Source organism: Mesorhizobium sp. B2-3-11 (genome assembly GCF_006442215.1).
Lineage (GTDB): Bacteria > Pseudomonadota > Alphaproteobacteria > Rhizobiales > Rhizobiaceae > Mesorhizobium > Mesorhizobium salmacidum.
This window is the reverse complement of the sequence record NZ_VFVS01000007.1, coordinates 225,226-240,467: the sequence shown is the minus strand read 5'-3', so window position 1 is coordinate 240,467 and position 15,242 is coordinate 225,226. Positions and strand designations below refer to the sequence as shown.

Genomic DNA, 15,242 nt, shown 5'->3' with positions numbered 1-15,242 from the left:
TTCACAGAGATAGCCGATGCCGACCATACATGACCTCGATACGCCGTCGATCCTCATCGACGTCGCACGCGCCGAAGCCAACATCGCCAGAGCGCAGACCCATGCCGACAAGAACGGACTGAGGCTCAGGCCGCACATCAAGACGCACAAGCTGCCTTATTGGGCGAAGAAACAGGTGGCGGCTGGCGCCGTAGGCATTACTTGCCAGAAGATCGGCGAGGCCGAGGTGATGGCCGATGCCGGGCTGACGGATATCTTTCTCCCCTACAACATCCTTGGGCGCGCCAAGCTCGAACGGCTGAAGGCGCTGCATGGTCGCGTGAAGCTGTCGGTGACGGCCGACAGCGCGCAGACGCTGGAAGGGCTCGCCGCCACCTTCATCGATGCCGGGCACCCGCTATCGGTATTGGTCGAATGCGACACCGGCATGGGACGCTGCGGCGTGCAGACTGCCAATGAAGCGGTTGCCCTGGCGAGGTTGATGGACAAGGCCGGCGGCCTTGCCTTCGGCGGACTGATGACCTATCCGGCCGCCGGCCGGGCCGTGGAGGCCGAAGCCTGGCTTGCCGACGCCAAACAGGCGCTGGCCGCCTCGGGTCTCGCTTGCGAGCGCATCTCCAGCGGCGGCACGCCTGACATGTGGCGTTCCGCCGATGCCTCCGTCGTTACCGAATACCGGCCCGGCACCTATATCTATCTCGACCGTTACCAGGTCGCCAAAGGCGTCGGCGGCCTAGACGATTGCGCGCTGACGGTGCTGGCAACCGTGGTCAGCCATCCGACAGCGTCACGCGCCATTCTCGATGCCGGCAGCAAGGCCTTGTCCAGCGACACGCTGGGGCTAAAGGATTTCGGAGAGTTGATGGGCGTGCCGGGAGCGCTGGTGACGGGCCTGAGCGAGGAGCACGGTACGGTCACGCTGTCGGGCGATGGCAAGCTGCGCATTGGCGAACGCGTGCGTGTGGTGCCGGACCATTGCTGCGTCGTCACCAACCTGTTCAACGAGGTCAATCTGATCGACGGTGAGAAGGTGCTGGGAACGCTGCCGGTGGCGGCACGCGGACTTATGGGGTGAAATTCTAGGCCGGACGCTCCGCCTGCCGCGCCGCCACCCGCCGCATGGCAATGACGCGGCGGCGCCGGATTTCGGTGCGCATGGCCATCAGATGCAGCGTGAAGAAGAGCGCGGTGAAGCCGACGGCCATCACCAGCAGCGGCCAGAGCAGGCTGGGATCGATGGTCGGACCACCGAGCCTGAACACGGAAGCCGGCTGGTGCAGCGTGTTCCACCAGTCGACCGAGAATTTGATGATCGGGATATTGATGAAGCCGACCAGCGTGATGATAGCGGCGGCCCAGGCGGCGCGGCTGGCATCATCCAGCGCACGGGTCAGCGCGATGATGCCAAGATACATCAGGAACAGCACGAACACCGAGGTCAGCCTTGCGTCCCAGACCCACCAGGTGCCCCACATCGGCTTGCCCCAGATCGAACCCGTGATCAGCGCCAGCGCGGTGAAGACCGCACCGATGGGGGCCGCTGATTTGAGCGCGACATCGGCTAGCGGATGGCGCCAGACCAGCGTGCCGAGGGCAGACAGCGCCATCAGCGTGTAGCACATCATGGCGAGCCAGGCGAAAGGCACATGGATGTACATGATGCGAACGGTGATGCCTTGCTGGAAATCCTCGGGCGCGGTGAAGCTCATATAGAGGCCGACGGCGAGGACGAGCGCGGCGAGCGCCGCCAACCACGGTACAAGCTTGTCGGCCATCCCGACGAACCGCGTCGGATTGGCAAGATCGGCCCAGCCGCTCAGGCGTGAGGTGGTGTCACTCATGCGACTTACATAGACCGCCGATGCGTTTGGGGCAATCGAGCGGTGGTGTCGCAGGCGTAGAAGCGTCTTCCTTCCCTCTTGTGGGGGAAGGAAGAACCGGCTCAAGCGGCCTCACCCTGTACGGAGCGGCTCAGGCGGCGGACTTCCTCGTCATTGAGCAGGCCGCCGGCGCGCAGTAGGCTGGCGAAGCGGCCGTTGCGCAGCGACAGTTCGGCGAAGCCACCCATCTCCACCACCTTGCCCTTGTCCATGAACACGACCAGATCGGCGTCGCGGACGGTGGTCAGGCGGTGGGCGATGATGAAGGTGGTGCGGTCGCGGCGCAATTCGTCGATCGCTTCCTTGACGCGATCCTCGGTCTCGACGTCGAGTGCGCTGGTCGCCTCGTCGAGCACCAGGATCGGAGCATCCTTCAGCACGGCACGGGCAATGGCGATCCGCTGGCGCTCGCCGCCAGACAACTGGCCGCCACGTTCGCCGACCACCGTGTCGTAGCCGTTGCTCTTGGCCAGGATGAAATCCTGCGCCGCGGCCGCGGAGGCGGCGGCATGGATTTCTTCGTTGGTCGCGTCGGCACGGCCGACCCGGATATTGTCCTCGATCGAGCGGTTGAGAAGCCCGGCATCCTGGAACACGGTGGCGATCGAATGGCGCAGCGACTTGCGGGTCACCGTGCGGGTATCGATGCCGTCGATCAGGATACGGCCACTGGACGGCGAGAAGACGCGCTGCAGCAAATTGATGAGCGTGGTCTTGCCCGCACCCGTCGGCCCGACAATGGCGACGGTCTGGCCCGCCTGCACCTCGAAGGACACATCGCTGACGCCCTGCCCCGAATTGGCGAACTCGAAGCTGACATCCTCGAAACGGACATGGCCGGTGACGTTGGCAAGGTCGCGCAGGCCATCCGGCTCGGCGGTATCGGCGGCCGAGTCCTCGAGCTTATAGAAATCCTCAAGCTTGGCGCGGGCTTCCGAAATCTGAGTGGTGAAGGCCGACATCTGGTCGAGACGGGCGATCAGCATTCCGGCAAAGCCGGTGAAGGCCACGACGTCGCCGACGCGGAGCTGGCCACGGGTGACGAGATACGCGCCGATCGACAGCACGATCATCATCGAAATGGTCGAGGACAGGCGGTTCAGGGCATTGGCAATCGCCCACCAGTCGAGCACAGGATTCTGCGCGTCGAGCAGGCCCTTGACGTAACGCTTCAACGCCGCGGTCTCATGGCCGATGCGGTTGTAGCTCTGCAGCACGGCGACATTGCTGACGCTGTCGGTCACATGGGCAAACACGGTATGATAGTGACGCTCGACGGCGGTCTGCCCTGCCTTGGTGCGGCGCATGACGATACGGCCGATGCCCACGTAAAGGACGCCAAGGCCAAGCAGCACAATGGACATGCGGACGTCCATCGCAAGCGCGGTCGGCACCAGCAGCACCAGCGCGATGGCCGTCGAAAGATGCACGCGCATGAATTCGAGCCACAAGCTGAAAAGGGTTTCAACGGCGCGCAGCAGCGTGTGCAGCGAATTGGAAGTGCCGCGCTGGTGATGCCAGGCGAGCGGCATGGTGATTACGCGCTCGAAGGACTGGCACAACACTTCCGAACGACGGGCATGGGCGAAGCGATCGGCGCCACGCGCCACCAGCACGAAGGCCATGACATTGAAGAGACCGAGAGCTGCCCAAACCGCAAGCGTCGAAAACACCGGACCTTTTTCGGAAATAGCGCCGATCACCCGGCCTAAAAGGATCGGCTCAAGGATCGCGATGGCTGCAAGCGCGACGTTGGCCGCACAGATCAGCGCGACGCGCTTCTTGTCGGCAGCCAGATATCCCAGCGCTCTCCAATAGATCTGCAGAAGTGACACTTTAGCTACTCCGCCAACTTTCTATTGTGCCCAACACCAATATTGTGCACTGCACCATTTCGTAACACCTAACGGTTGATGCGTCGCAAAACAATGCCCGTCTATCGCTTCCGTTCCCGTTTAGCGAACAAAAGATGACGACGATACGAAATCTGACGTGATCACCTAACGGTTTGAGATAAAAGGTGAAATGTCAGCCTTGCGGCAAAATCGTGGCAGCAGCGGAGCGCTGCCACATTTTTAATCAACGCGAGCTTGCACGGTCGGTTTCGCGCGTCTTTGGCGGACGCCCCACAGATCGCGCGCAAGTAAACAGGGCGCGGCGGCGCGCGTCCGGAGGACGCGCGCGCTTCTGACATAAACTGCTGATTTTACGCTGGTATCTTGACCACGACCTCGGTCTGGCCGCCGGCCTTGGGTTCAAAGGACGCCGCTTTTGTCTTCGATCCGTTGACTTCGAGCGAGATCGTCTTGGCCTTTTTGTCGCGAACGACCTGGACCTTGATGTCGGCGCCCAGCATCTTGAGCGAAGCCTGGTAGCCATCCCAGTGGCTGGGCAGCTTCGGCCGGAATGTGATCTGCTTGCCGCGCCGTTCGATGCCCAGGATGCCTTCGACCGCCGCCCGGTAAAGCCAGCCCGCCGAGCCGGTGTACCAAGTCCAGCCGCCGCGCCCACCCTTGTCGTCCCCGGCATAGATATCGGCCGCCACTACATAGGGTTCGACGCGGTAGTGCTCGGTCGACGCCTCGTCGAACGCGTGGTTGACCGGGTTCAGCATCGAGAAGCAGCGATAGGCTTCATCGGTCTGCCCCATCTCGGCGAGCGCAATGACGAACCAGGTGGCGGCATGGGTGTACTGGCCGCCATTCTCGCGCACGCCAGGCGGATAGCTCTTGATATAGCCGGGATCCTTCTGCGTCTTCGAGAAGGGTGGAGTGAACAGTTTGACGATCTTGAGATGATCGTCGACGAGCAGCTTCGTCGCCTGCTGCATCGCGGTGGTCGACCGCGCCGGGTCGCCCTCGCCCGAAAGCACGCTCCAGGACTGGGCGATGGAGTCGATCTTGCACTCTTGTGATGTACGCGACCCCAAAGGCGTGCCGTCATCGAAACTGCCGCGCCGGTACCATTCGCCATCCCATGCCGTGCTTTCGAGCGCTCGCTTCAGCGCGTCGGCATGTTTTGTCCAGGCCTGTGCGCGCTTGGTGTCGCCCTCGGTCCTGGCGACCGCGGCGAAGTCGCCCAGCGTCTTCAGCAGGAACCAGCCCAGCCACACGCTCTCGCCCTTGCCGTGCTCGCCGACACGGTTCATGCCGTCGTTCCAGTCGCCGCCGAGAATCAACGGCAGGCCGGCTGGACTGCTGCGCTTGATGGCGAGGTCGAGCGCACGCGCGCAGTGGTCGTACAGGGACACCGTCTTCTTCGAGATTTCCGGGGTGAAAAAGGCGTCGTGCTCGCCTTCGCCCAGCACCTGTCCGTCGAGGAAAGGCAGTTGCTCCTTCAGGATAGTGGCGTCGCCGGTCACCAAGAGATAGCGGGCCGTGGCGTGGGCGAGCCACACCACGTCGTCGGAGATCAGGGTACGCACGCCGGCGCCGGTGCGCGGCAACCACCAATGCTGCACGTCGCCTTCCGGGAACTGCCGCCGCGCGGCGTTGAGGATCTGGTCGCGCGCCAGCGTGGGATCATGCGCCAGCAAGGCGAGTGTGTCCTGCAACTGGTCGCGGAAGCCGAAGGCGCCGCTTGCCTGATAGAAAGCCGAGCGGGCGCGGATGCGGCAGGCAAGGCTCTGATAAGGCAGCCAGTGATTGACCATGGCATCGAGCGCCTTGTCGGGCGTCTCGACCTGGATGGTGTCGAGGAAGGCGCGCCATTCGCGCTCATTGTCGGCCAGGCGCTGGTCGAAATCCTCGCCCCGGTGCTTCTGCACCAGCGCGCTCGCCTGCGCCGAAGACTCGGCATCGCCAAGCAGCCAGATGAGCGTGACGTCGCCGCCAGCCTGAATCTCGATGTCGCGGGCGATCGCCGCGCAAGGATCATCTCCGGCCTCGACGCGGCCTGACAGGGCCGCGCCGCTCAGCACCGCCTGCGGCAACTCGCTGGACCCGTGCCGGCCGAGGAACTCGGCCCGGTCTGATGTCACCGAGTGGACGCCGGTGTCGGCGGCGAGGAAGGCCACCCGCTCGCTGAAATCGAGCCCGTAGGGATTTTGCGCCAGCAGCGCGCCGGTGGCACCGTCGCGCGACGGCACTATGGTTGCCGCGGTGCGCGACCGATGCCCGCCAAGCACCCATTCGGCATAGGCGTAAACGCGCAGCCGGGCCGGTACCGGGCCGGAATTCTGGATGCGCAGCCGCGTGATCTTCACCGGATCGATGGGATCGACGACATGGGTCAGGTCCATCGACAACGATCCGCGCTTCGAGCGGAAGGTCGAGAAGCCCTGGCCATGCCACGCTTCGTAGGTCATCGAGGGATCGCGCATCACCGCGGCGATCGGCGAGAACGCCTTGCCGCTGGTCTGGTCGTAAATATAGACGCCCTCGCCCGGCCGGTTGGACACCGGGTCGTTCGACCATGGCGTCAACTGGTAATCGCGACTGTTGCGGCTCCAGGTGAAGGCAGCACCTTCGGCCGAGGTGTGGAAGCCGAACGAGGCGTTGGAGACGACGTTGATCCAGGGTTGCGGCGTGGTGCGCCCGCCAGTCAGGCGCACCACATAGTGCCGCCCGTCGCCGTCGAAGCCGCCAAAACCGTTCCACTGGCTGAGGCCGGAGCCATCGGCACTGACATCGGCCCCCGCCTGCGAGGCAAAGGCATGCATCTGCGGTGCGGGCGGGGGAATTTCGCGCGGGCCTGGCAACCCTGCCGGCTGCTGGCCATCGCGTGCCTGCAGTGCGGCCGCTTCGGCCCGTTCGATCTGGTCGAAGATGGTGCCGTTGCGCGTATGCAGCACAACCCGGGCGACGGCGAGCAGCGTCTTATAGGTGGTTTCCTCCATCAGGTCGCGGCGCACCGCGAAAATGTGCTGGCGGGGTCCGAGTTCCTTGCCGCGCAAGCGGCTGTTTTCGCAAAGCGTTTCGACTGCCCGCTGCAGATCCTGGACATAGGAGGAAGCCTGCTCGTTGACGACGACGAAGTCGATCATCATGCCGCGGGTGCGCATATATTCCTGGAAGCGCAACGCCTGGGCAACGATCTCCAGATCGGCAACGTCGCCGATCCTGACCAGGAAGATCGGGTAATCGCCCGAAATGCTTGTCGGCCACAGGCTCGACTGCTTGCCCAATCCGGAAGCAACGGACTCGGCCGGCAGCCGCAGGAACGGGTCGGGATAGATCAGATAGCGCGCCAGTTTCTGCACATTGGCCGCATCGGTCAGGCTGAGGCCCATATGGCGGGTCTGCACCTGGCTGCGCGTCCAGGCAAGCATGGCCTGGCGAGCAAAGCTCTCCTGATGGTCGAGCCGGCTTATGGCCTCATCCAGCTCGGCGCGGTTGGCCCCGACGACTGTCCAGAAGGTCAGCGATACCTTCTTGTTGGCGGGCACGCGCACCTGACGGCGCAGCGAGGCGATGGGATCGAGCGTGAAGCCGGAATGGCCACCCAGCCTGGCGCCTGGATCGAAAGCGGCGGCATCGACGATGGTGCGGCCACGGCCGATGAAGGCGCGCCTGTCGGTCTCGGCCTCGGCATCACGCGCCGGTCCCGACGGATCGGTGACGAAATGCACCAGGGTGACATCGGGCTCGCTGGTTTCGCGCTTGCGGCGCGTGGCGAAGATCGCGCCATTGTTGGCGGCGATCTCGGTTTCCACGAACATCTTCGAGAAAGCCGGATGCGCGTTGTCGGAAGCCTCCGAGCCCAGCACCAGCTCGGCAAAGGACGTCACTTCGATGTGACGGTCTGACGTGCTCTCATTGTAGAGCGTGATCCGGCGGCCCTCGCCATTGCCCTCGGAAACAACGATGCATTCCACCTCGGAGCGCAGCGTGCCGGCGGTTTTGACAAAGCTCGCCTTGTCGTCGGAAAACAAGGTTTGCGTCTTTTCCTCGGCGGCGCGTCTGGGCTCCGATGTCGCCGACCACCAGTCGCCGGTGGCAGCGTCGCGCAGGAAGATGTAGGAGCCAAGCCGGTCCTCGACGGGGTCGGGCTGCCAGCGGGTGACGGAAAGATCGCCCCAGCGGCTGTAGCCGGAGCCGGTCGCGGTCACCATCACCGAATAGCGGCCGTTGGACATCACATTGGTCGAACGCAGCGCCCGCACGGGATCGAGCACGATGCGGGTATCGGGGCTCTCGGTTTCGGTCTCGTCCTTGGAGCGCTCGTCGGCCTCGGTGCGGACGGTGGCGGTCGGAATATCGCGCGGCGCCCTCTCCTGCAGCAGCAGTTCGGCCGATTCAATGACCGGATCGCTGTGGAAGCGATCGCGCAGGCGACCTTCGAAGATGGCGTCGGCGACGGCGGCGATCGACATGCCCGAATGGTGGGCATAGTAGTTCAGCACGACCGCTTGGTTGGTGCCTTCCGGCACGCGCTGCGGCGTGAAGTCGACCGCATCATAATAGCCATGACGGCCAAGCGCGCCGATCTCGCGCAGCCGGGCCAGATTCTGCACCGCTTCGCGCGGGTTGAACTGCGCCGCCATGATAGTCGCGTAAGGCGCAATTACCGTGTTCTGGCCAAGGCCGCGCTTGAGCCCAAGCCCCGGCACGCCGAAATTGGTGTACTGATAGGTCAGTTCGCGGTCGCGGGCGTTGTAGGCCGCTTCCGAGATGCCCCACGGCACGTTCTTCTGGCGACCGTACTGCATCTGGCGCTTGATGATCAGCTTGCTGGTCTGGTTGAGGATGGAGCCTTGCGGCTCCTTCATCACCAGCGGCGGCATCAGGTACTCGAACATCGAGCCGGACCACGACATCAGCGCGCCCTGGAAGCCGATCTCGACGATGGGGCGGCCGAGCCTGAACCAGTGTTCGGTTGGCAGATCGCCCTTGGCGATGGCAAACAGGCTGGTCAGCCGCGCCTCGGAAGCCAGAAGATCGTAGCAGCTTTCGTCGAGCTGATGTTCCTCGACCCGGTAGCCGATCGACAAAAGCTTGCGCTCCGGCCGCATCAGGAACGCGAATTCCATCTCGAAGGCGAAACGACGGGTGCGCTCGCGCAAGGTGAGCAGCTTGGCACGCAGGGCCTCGACAGCGTTTTCGTCGCTGTGGGCGTCGTGGACGTGCGCCTCGCAGGTGGCTTCGAGCCTTGCCGCCCAGTCGACGATGACGTCACTCTGCGGCGATGCGGCCTCGGTGTGAATGGCGGTGGCGAGCTTGCGGATTTCGCCGGCCAGCACCGCCAGGTTGATGGTGCGGATCGACGCCATTTCTGGCTGGGCCTTGATCGTGTCGACGGCGCGCCTCATGCCGTCGAGGCGATCGACAAGCCGTTGGCGCAACGGGCGCAACTGACGGCGGTCGTCGGGCAGTTCATCGAGGCTTTCGCTCAGGATGGTCACCGTGTCGAGAATGCCTTCGAAATCGCCCTGCAGGTGGACGGAAGGCGCTTCCGCCCATTCGGCGCAGGCCGCCGCCACCGCCACCAGGTGACCGGCGAGATTGCCGCTGTCGACAGCTGAGATATAGAGCGGATAGAGCGGCTTGAGCGTCGTGGTGTCGTACCAGTTGAAGAGATGGCCGCGGCTGCGCGGCATGCTCTCGATGGTCGTCATGGTTGCATCGATGCGGGTGATGGCATCGGAAAGGCTGATCCAGCCGAAATCGCGCGCCGAAACGACCGAGAGCAGGTAGACGCCGATATTGGTCGGCGAGGTGCGCGGCGCCACGACGGGCGCCGGGCTCTCCTGGAAATTATCCGGCGGCAGATTGTGATGTTCTGCCGTGACGAAGGTTTCGAAATAGTGCCAGGTGCGCCGCGCCACGGTGCGCAGCGTGTGGATGTCGGCTTGCGATATGCGCAGCCGGTCCTCGGTTTCGGCGGAGCGGCTGATCCAGCTGGCGATCGCCGGCGAACCGATCCAGAACAAGGCAAAGAAGAAGGCGACGAAGGCACCGGTGGAATCGGCCAGCACCGGAATGGCGAGGCCGACAAAGCCGATGATCACGGCGCCATACATCATGCCGTAATAGGAGCCGACATCGTTGTCGCCCGCCTTGTGCGCCTGCGAGGCGGTGCGCCACTCCAGGAGGTTCTGCCGGCTGACGAACAGCCGGTAGAGCGTGCGCACAATGGCATCGCCCATCATCCAGGCGTTATGTGCCATCAGCACGATCTTCAGCGCCACCATGGCGGTGCCGAAGGCGACGTCGCGCGCCAGCGCGGAGAAATGGCCGCGCGGCGTCTGGTCGCCGCTTTTGGGCAGGATGGCGTTGACCACGTCGAAGGTCGGCGCCATGAACAGGCTGAGGATCAGCAAGGCCTGCCACTGCGCGGCCTGCGTGAACGGCAGCAAGGTCCAGCCGGCGATCGCCGCCATCACCCAAAAGATCGGCGTCAGCGAGCGGCGCAGATTGTCGACCATCTTCCAGCGCGACAAGGCCGGAACGCCGGAACGAGGGTTAAAGATGTAGCCCAAAAGCTGCCAGTCGCCGCGCGCCCAGCGATGGTGGCGCGAGGCATCGACCGAGTAGCGGGTCGGGTAATCCTCGACCAGTTCGACGTCGGTGACCAGTGCGGCGCGCGCCAGGGCGCCTTCGAGCAGATCGTGGCTGAGGATGGTGTTTTCCTCGATGCGGCCCTGCAAGGCGGCCTCGAAGGCATCGACATGATAGAGGCCCTTGCCGGTGAAGGATCCGTCACTGAAGACGTCCTGATAGAGGTCCGAAACGGCGAAGACATAGGGATCAAGGCCGCGATTGGCCGAGAAGACGCGCTGGAAGAACGAGGCTTCGTCGCCGCTGGTGAGTGAAGCGGTGATGCGCGGCTGCAGGATGGTGTAACCGGCGGTCACGACGCGCCTCGTGGCGTCGAAATGCGGACGGTTGAGCGGATGGCAAAGCTTGCCGACCAGGCTCGATACCGCATCGCGGGTGGTGCGGGTATCGGCGTCGAGCGTCATCACATGGACGACCTTTTCCGGCAGCGGGACTTCGAGCGGCAGGAAGGTGGTATCGCTGTCGCCGCGCAGCAAGAGGTCGAGTTCGTGCAGCTTGCCGCGCTTGCGTTCCCAGCCCATCCAGCACCCTTGACCGGCATTGTAGAGCCGGCGGCGGTGCAGGATATAGAAGCGCGGCGCGCCGTCGGAGGGATAGCGCGCGTTGAGACGGGCGATTTCGGCGCGGGCGAAGTCGAGGATCTCGGTATCCGCCGCATCGATCTCGATCTTGCTGTCGGGCCAATCCGAAAGCAGCGCGAAATGGATCTCTTCCGCCAGATTGGCGAGGTAATGCACTTCGATGTTGCGGATGTTTTCCTCGACATCGTCACGCGAGCCGATCAGCGACGGCACGACCACCAGAGTGCGCGCCTCGGGCGGCACACCGTGCCTGTAATCGTAACCGATAAGGCGTGTCGGCTTAAGGAACAGCGAGACCACGGTGTTGAAGAAAGCGAGCGCGCCTTCGCTGGCCGGCACGGCGAACAGAGCCAGCATCAGCACGATCGACGGCACCGACAGGCCGAGATTGGAAAGGGCGTTGCCGGACAGGACAAGCAGCAGGACGGTCAGCGCGAAGACGGGCAGGACGATGCCCAGCCAGCCGGTCTTGGCGAAGGTCCGCTTGACCGTCTGGCTGATCGTGGGCCGGTAACCGATCGCCTTTTCCAGTTCCAGCCGGCGCGGGCCAACGACGTAAAAACCGACATCGGTATGAGCGGATGCGACCTGGGCGTCCACTCCTTCACCGCTCTCCGGGACGGTTTCACCGACGGCGTGGCCGGCCAGTTCAATGGCTTTTTCGGCGACACGGTACTCCGAAAGGTTCGAGCGGCGAGCCAGTTCCTCGATCGCGGTGCGGTATTGATCGCGCGAGAAGAAGTCGAGCGCGGCAAAATCGGTGCGCTCGCGCAGCACGGTATCGATGCGGCTGACGCCTTCGAACCACACCGTCCAGTCGACGTCGTTGATGAGGCGCAGGCCGCGGACGATATTGCCGGTGGTCACATTGCCGCTGGACAGCGTCTGGTGCTCGGAAATGATGATTTCCTCGGCATCCGAGCCGGTCTTCTCGAGTTCGCCTTCCAGCCACTCCAGCGCCTTGCCGGCGTTCTGCGATCCGTCACGCAGGCGATAGAGAAGCTGAGTGGCAAAGGTGGTGTCCTGCGCATGCGCGCTGAAATTGGCTAGGATCGTCTGCCGATCCGGATTGTCGTCGGTCGCCAGCACCTTGTCGGCCACGTCATTGGCGATCTGGCGCATCTGGCGGGTGCGGTTGACCCTGACCGCCAGGCGACGGAGGTTCTCGATCAGCACGAAACGCAGAAGGGACGGCAGTGCCCAGAGTTCACCAATCTTCAACGGTTCGACCGACTGAAAGCCCTGGACGATAGACTTGAACATGGTCGCCGAGACGGAACTGTCGGAATGCGCGACATAAGTCCAGGCCAGCGCCAATGCGCGCGGCACGGTGCCGCCATCGGGCAGTTTCAGGGTCGGCAATTGCCGGTAAAAGCGGCGCGGCAGGTCGCGTTTGACCTGGAAAATGGTTTCCTCGATCAGATAGTTGTTGTCGAGCAGCCACTGCGCGGCCGGCGTGATGGTTTCGCCCCTCGCCTGCGCGGCATTGGTAGACCGGTAGACTTCGAGGATCTTCTTGGCGCTGTCACGGATACGGGCTTGAAAGTCGAACGGTATCAGGCCGAACAGATCCGTCAGATCGCCCTTGGCCAGGCTTTCGCCGAGCAGCCGGAGCCGTTCCTCCGGCAGGAATGTGGATCTTATCGGCTCTTCCGTGATGACTGGGAAGCTCGCGCTTGTCTTCTCGATCTGGGCTAGGTTCGTCTGAATATTCATTGAAAATTCCGTAAGCGGGCACTCAGCGGCGTCACCGCCACGGCAATGGCCCTAAAACCGGTTCGAATGCAATCGGTTGCATCAACCCTAAGCCGAAAGTTTATTTCCGCACCACGACGGAGCGTCATCTTTCGACCAATCCAAAGACGAGCGCCTCTTGCTCCCGTCGGGATCGATCGACGGAGAGGATTTGGGCTTTTTCGTGATGCCAGTGCCAGCTTACGCTATATTTCGCCAGCGTCGCGATCATGTTTGGAAACAGGCGGTAACCGTTGGGCGAAGCGCGTCAGGCGGCAGCGATTATCCGGATCACGAAAAGGGTCGCATCCGGCGCGGGCTGAACCCGCAAGACAGAGGCGTCCGGCCCGAGCAGCAGGGTGTCGAGCGGTCCGATACGAACGGGCGCGGCGCCGGGGAAAATGGCATCGCCTCCGTGACAAAGGATGAGGGTGGGACCGGCCTCGGCCGGGATTTCCGCAGGCGTCGAAATCGCCAGACGCTCGACCGAATGCAACATGCGGCCGCGACGGGTCATAACGTTGAGATCGGTGATCGGGCCGGCGATCAGCGCGGCACTCGTCGGCTGGTCGGCTGGAAAGAAAAATGGCTGGGAAGCCGCTGTCACCCGCTGCGGCGGACGGCCCGCGACATCAAGCACGATCCCCTCGCCTTCCAGCACCGACAGCGTGCGGTCGATGCCGGCAAAATTGGAGAACGGCCCGCTGCGTTCGACGCGGGCCATCGAGACGCGCCAGTCGAAATCGTCGAGCCCGGCACCATCGGGCGAGACGGCGATCTCGGTCGTCGTACCGCCGCCGTTCTTCCACGGCATGACGCGGTAATCGGTGGCACGAAGGACACGCACCACGTCAGCCGCTATCCGAGAATGCCTGGCAGATTGAGCTGGTGCTCCTTGGCGCATTCGATCGCGATGTCATAGCCGGCGTCGGCATGGCGCATGACGCCCGTCGCCGGATCGTTCCATAGAACGCGCTCCAGCCGCCTTGCCGCGTCCGGCGTGCCGTCGGCAACGATGACCATGCCGGCATGCTGGGAGAAGCCCATGCCGACGCCGCCGCCATGGTGCAGCGATACCCAGGTTGCGCCCGAAGCTGTGTTGAGCAGCGCGTTGAGCAGCGGCCAGTCGGACACTGCGTCGGAACCGTCCTTCATCGATTCCGTCTCGCGGTTTGGCGAAGCGACCGAACCCGAATCGAGGTGATCGCGACCGATGACGACCGGCGCCTTGAGTTCGCCCTTGGCCACCATTTCGTTGAAGGCGAGGCCCAATCGGTGGCGATCGCCAAGGCCGACCCAGCAGATGCGCGCCGGCAACCCTTGAAAGGAAATCCGCTCGCGGGCCATGTCCAGCCAATTGTGTAGATGGGTGTTGCCGGGGGTGAGTTCACGCACCTTGGCGTCGGTCTTGTAGATATCCTCTGGATCGCCGGAGAGTGCTGCCCAGCGGAACGGGCCGATGCCGCGGCAGAAGAGCGGACGGATGTAGGCCGGCACGAAGCCGGGGAACGCAAAGGCGTTTTCAAACCCTTCGTCCTTGGCGACCTGGCGGATGTTGTTGCCATAGTCGAGTGTCGGCACGCCGGCGTTCCAGAACGCGACCATCGCCTCGACATGCTCGCGCATGGAGGCGCGCGCCGCCTTCTCGACCGCCCGGGGGTCACTGACACGCTTTTCGCGCCACTCGGCCATCGTCCAGCCCTTCGGCAGATAGCCGTTGATGGGGTCGTGCGCCGAGGTCTGGTCGGTGACCATGTCGGGGCGGATGCCGCGACGGAACATTTCGGGCACGATCTCGGCGGCGTTGCCGAGCAGGCCGACGGACTTCGCCTCGCCGGCCGTCGTCCAGCGTTCGATCAGTTCCATGGCTTCGTCGAGCGTCTCGGCCTTCTCGTCGACATAGCGGGTGCGCAGGCGGAAATCGATCGAGTCCGGATTGCATTCGATCGCCAGGCAGCAGGCGCCGGCCATGACGGCGGCCAATGGCTGCGCGCCGCCCATGCCGCCCAGGCCGCCGGTCAGGATCCATTTTCCCTTGAGATTGCCGCCATAATGCTGGCGGCCGGCCTCGACGAAGGTCTCGTAGGTGCCCTGCACGATGCCTTGCGTGCCGATGTAGATCCAGGAGCCGGCCGTCATCTGGCCGTACATCATCAGGCCCTTCTTATCGAGCTCGTTGAATTTCTCCCAGGTCGCCCAGTGTGGCACCAGATTGGAGTTGGCGATGAGCACGCGCGGCGCGTCCGGGTGGGTGCGGAACACGCCGACCGGCTTGCCCGACTGCACCAGCAGCGTCTCGTCCTCGCCAAGGGTCTTCAGCGACGCAACGATCTGATCGAAATCGTTCCAGGTACGCGCCGCCCGGCCGATGCCGCCATAGACGACCAGTTCATTGGGGTTCTCGGCGACATCAGGGTCAAGATTGTTCATCAGCATGCGCAACGGCGCTTCAGTCGTCCAATACCGGGCATTGAGCTTGTCGCCGCGGGGGCTGCGCACTTCGCGGATGTTGTGACGGGGGTCGGTCATCATTGTCCCTTTCGGATGAG

6 protein-coding genes are annotated in these 15,242 nt (G+C 63.8%); 1 reads left to right on the top strand and 5 read right to left on the bottom strand.

The window, feature by feature from the left end; translation table 11 throughout:
• The first annotated feature begins 16 nt into the window (after positions 1 to 16).
• Positions 17 to 1,075 carry a D-TA family PLP-dependent enzyme gene (locus tag FJ960_RS12740; protein ID WP_140714281.1) on the top strand — a complete coding sequence of 353 codons (1,059 nt, stop codon included), beginning with the start codon at positions 17 to 19 and terminating at the stop codon, positions 1,073 to 1,075.
• A 4-nt stretch (positions 1,076 to 1,079) separates the two neighbouring features.
• Here the strand turns inward: FJ960_RS12740 and FJ960_RS12735 are convergent, their stop codons facing one another.
• The 5 genes from FJ960_RS12735 to hutU all read right to left on the bottom strand — a co-directional run bounded on the left by FJ960_RS12735 (position 1,080) and on the right by hutU (position 15,225).
• Complete coding sequence (locus FJ960_RS12735) at positions 1,080 to 1,841, bottom strand: heme ABC transporter permease (RefSeq protein WP_140714279.1); 762 nt, start codon at positions 1,839 to 1,841, stop codon at positions 1,080 to 1,082.
• A 101-nt stretch (positions 1,842 to 1,942) separates the two neighbouring features.
• A complete protein-coding gene (locus FJ960_RS12730) occupies positions 1,943 to 3,715 on the bottom strand; it encodes a glucan ABC transporter ATP-binding protein/ permease (protein ID WP_027143104.1) in 1,773 nt (590 codons plus the stop codon).
• 371 nt (positions 3,716 to 4,086) lie between these two features.
• Complete coding sequence (locus FJ960_RS12725) at positions 4,087 to 12,675, bottom strand: glucoamylase family protein (RefSeq protein WP_140714277.1); 8,589 nt, start codon at positions 12,673 to 12,675, stop codon at positions 4,087 to 4,089.
• A gap of 286 nt (positions 12,676 to 12,961) precedes the next feature.
• Positions 12,962 to 13,540, bottom strand: a complete 579-nt coding sequence (locus FJ960_RS12720; protein WP_140714335.1) for a HutD family protein — start codon at positions 13,538 to 13,540, stop codon at positions 12,962 to 12,964.
• A gap of 11 nt (positions 13,541 to 13,551) precedes the next feature.
• Complete coding sequence (gene hutU / locus FJ960_RS12715) at positions 13,552 to 15,225, bottom strand: urocanate hydratase (RefSeq protein WP_181174219.1); 1,674 nt, start codon at positions 15,223 to 15,225, stop codon at positions 13,552 to 13,554.
• Positions 15,226 to 15,242: the final 17 nt, after the last annotated feature.

What these genes read in the sequence shown, in the direction of transcription:
- FJ960_RS12725 (WP_140714277.1), bottom strand. Translation starts at nt 12,675, where the DNA reads ATGAATATTCAGACGAACCTAGCCCAGATCGAGAAGACAAGCGCGAGC.
- FJ960_RS12740 (WP_140714281.1), top strand. Translation starts at nt 17, where the DNA reads ATGCCGACCATACATGACCTCGATACGCCGTCGATCCTCATCGACGTC.
- hutU (WP_181174219.1), bottom strand. Translation starts at nt 15,225, where the DNA reads ATGATGACCGACCCCCGTCACAACATCCGCGAAGTGCGCAGCCCCCGC.
- FJ960_RS12735 (WP_140714279.1), bottom strand. Translation starts at nt 1,841, where the DNA reads ATGAGTGACACCACCTCACGCCTGAGCGGCTGGGCCGATCTTGCCAAT.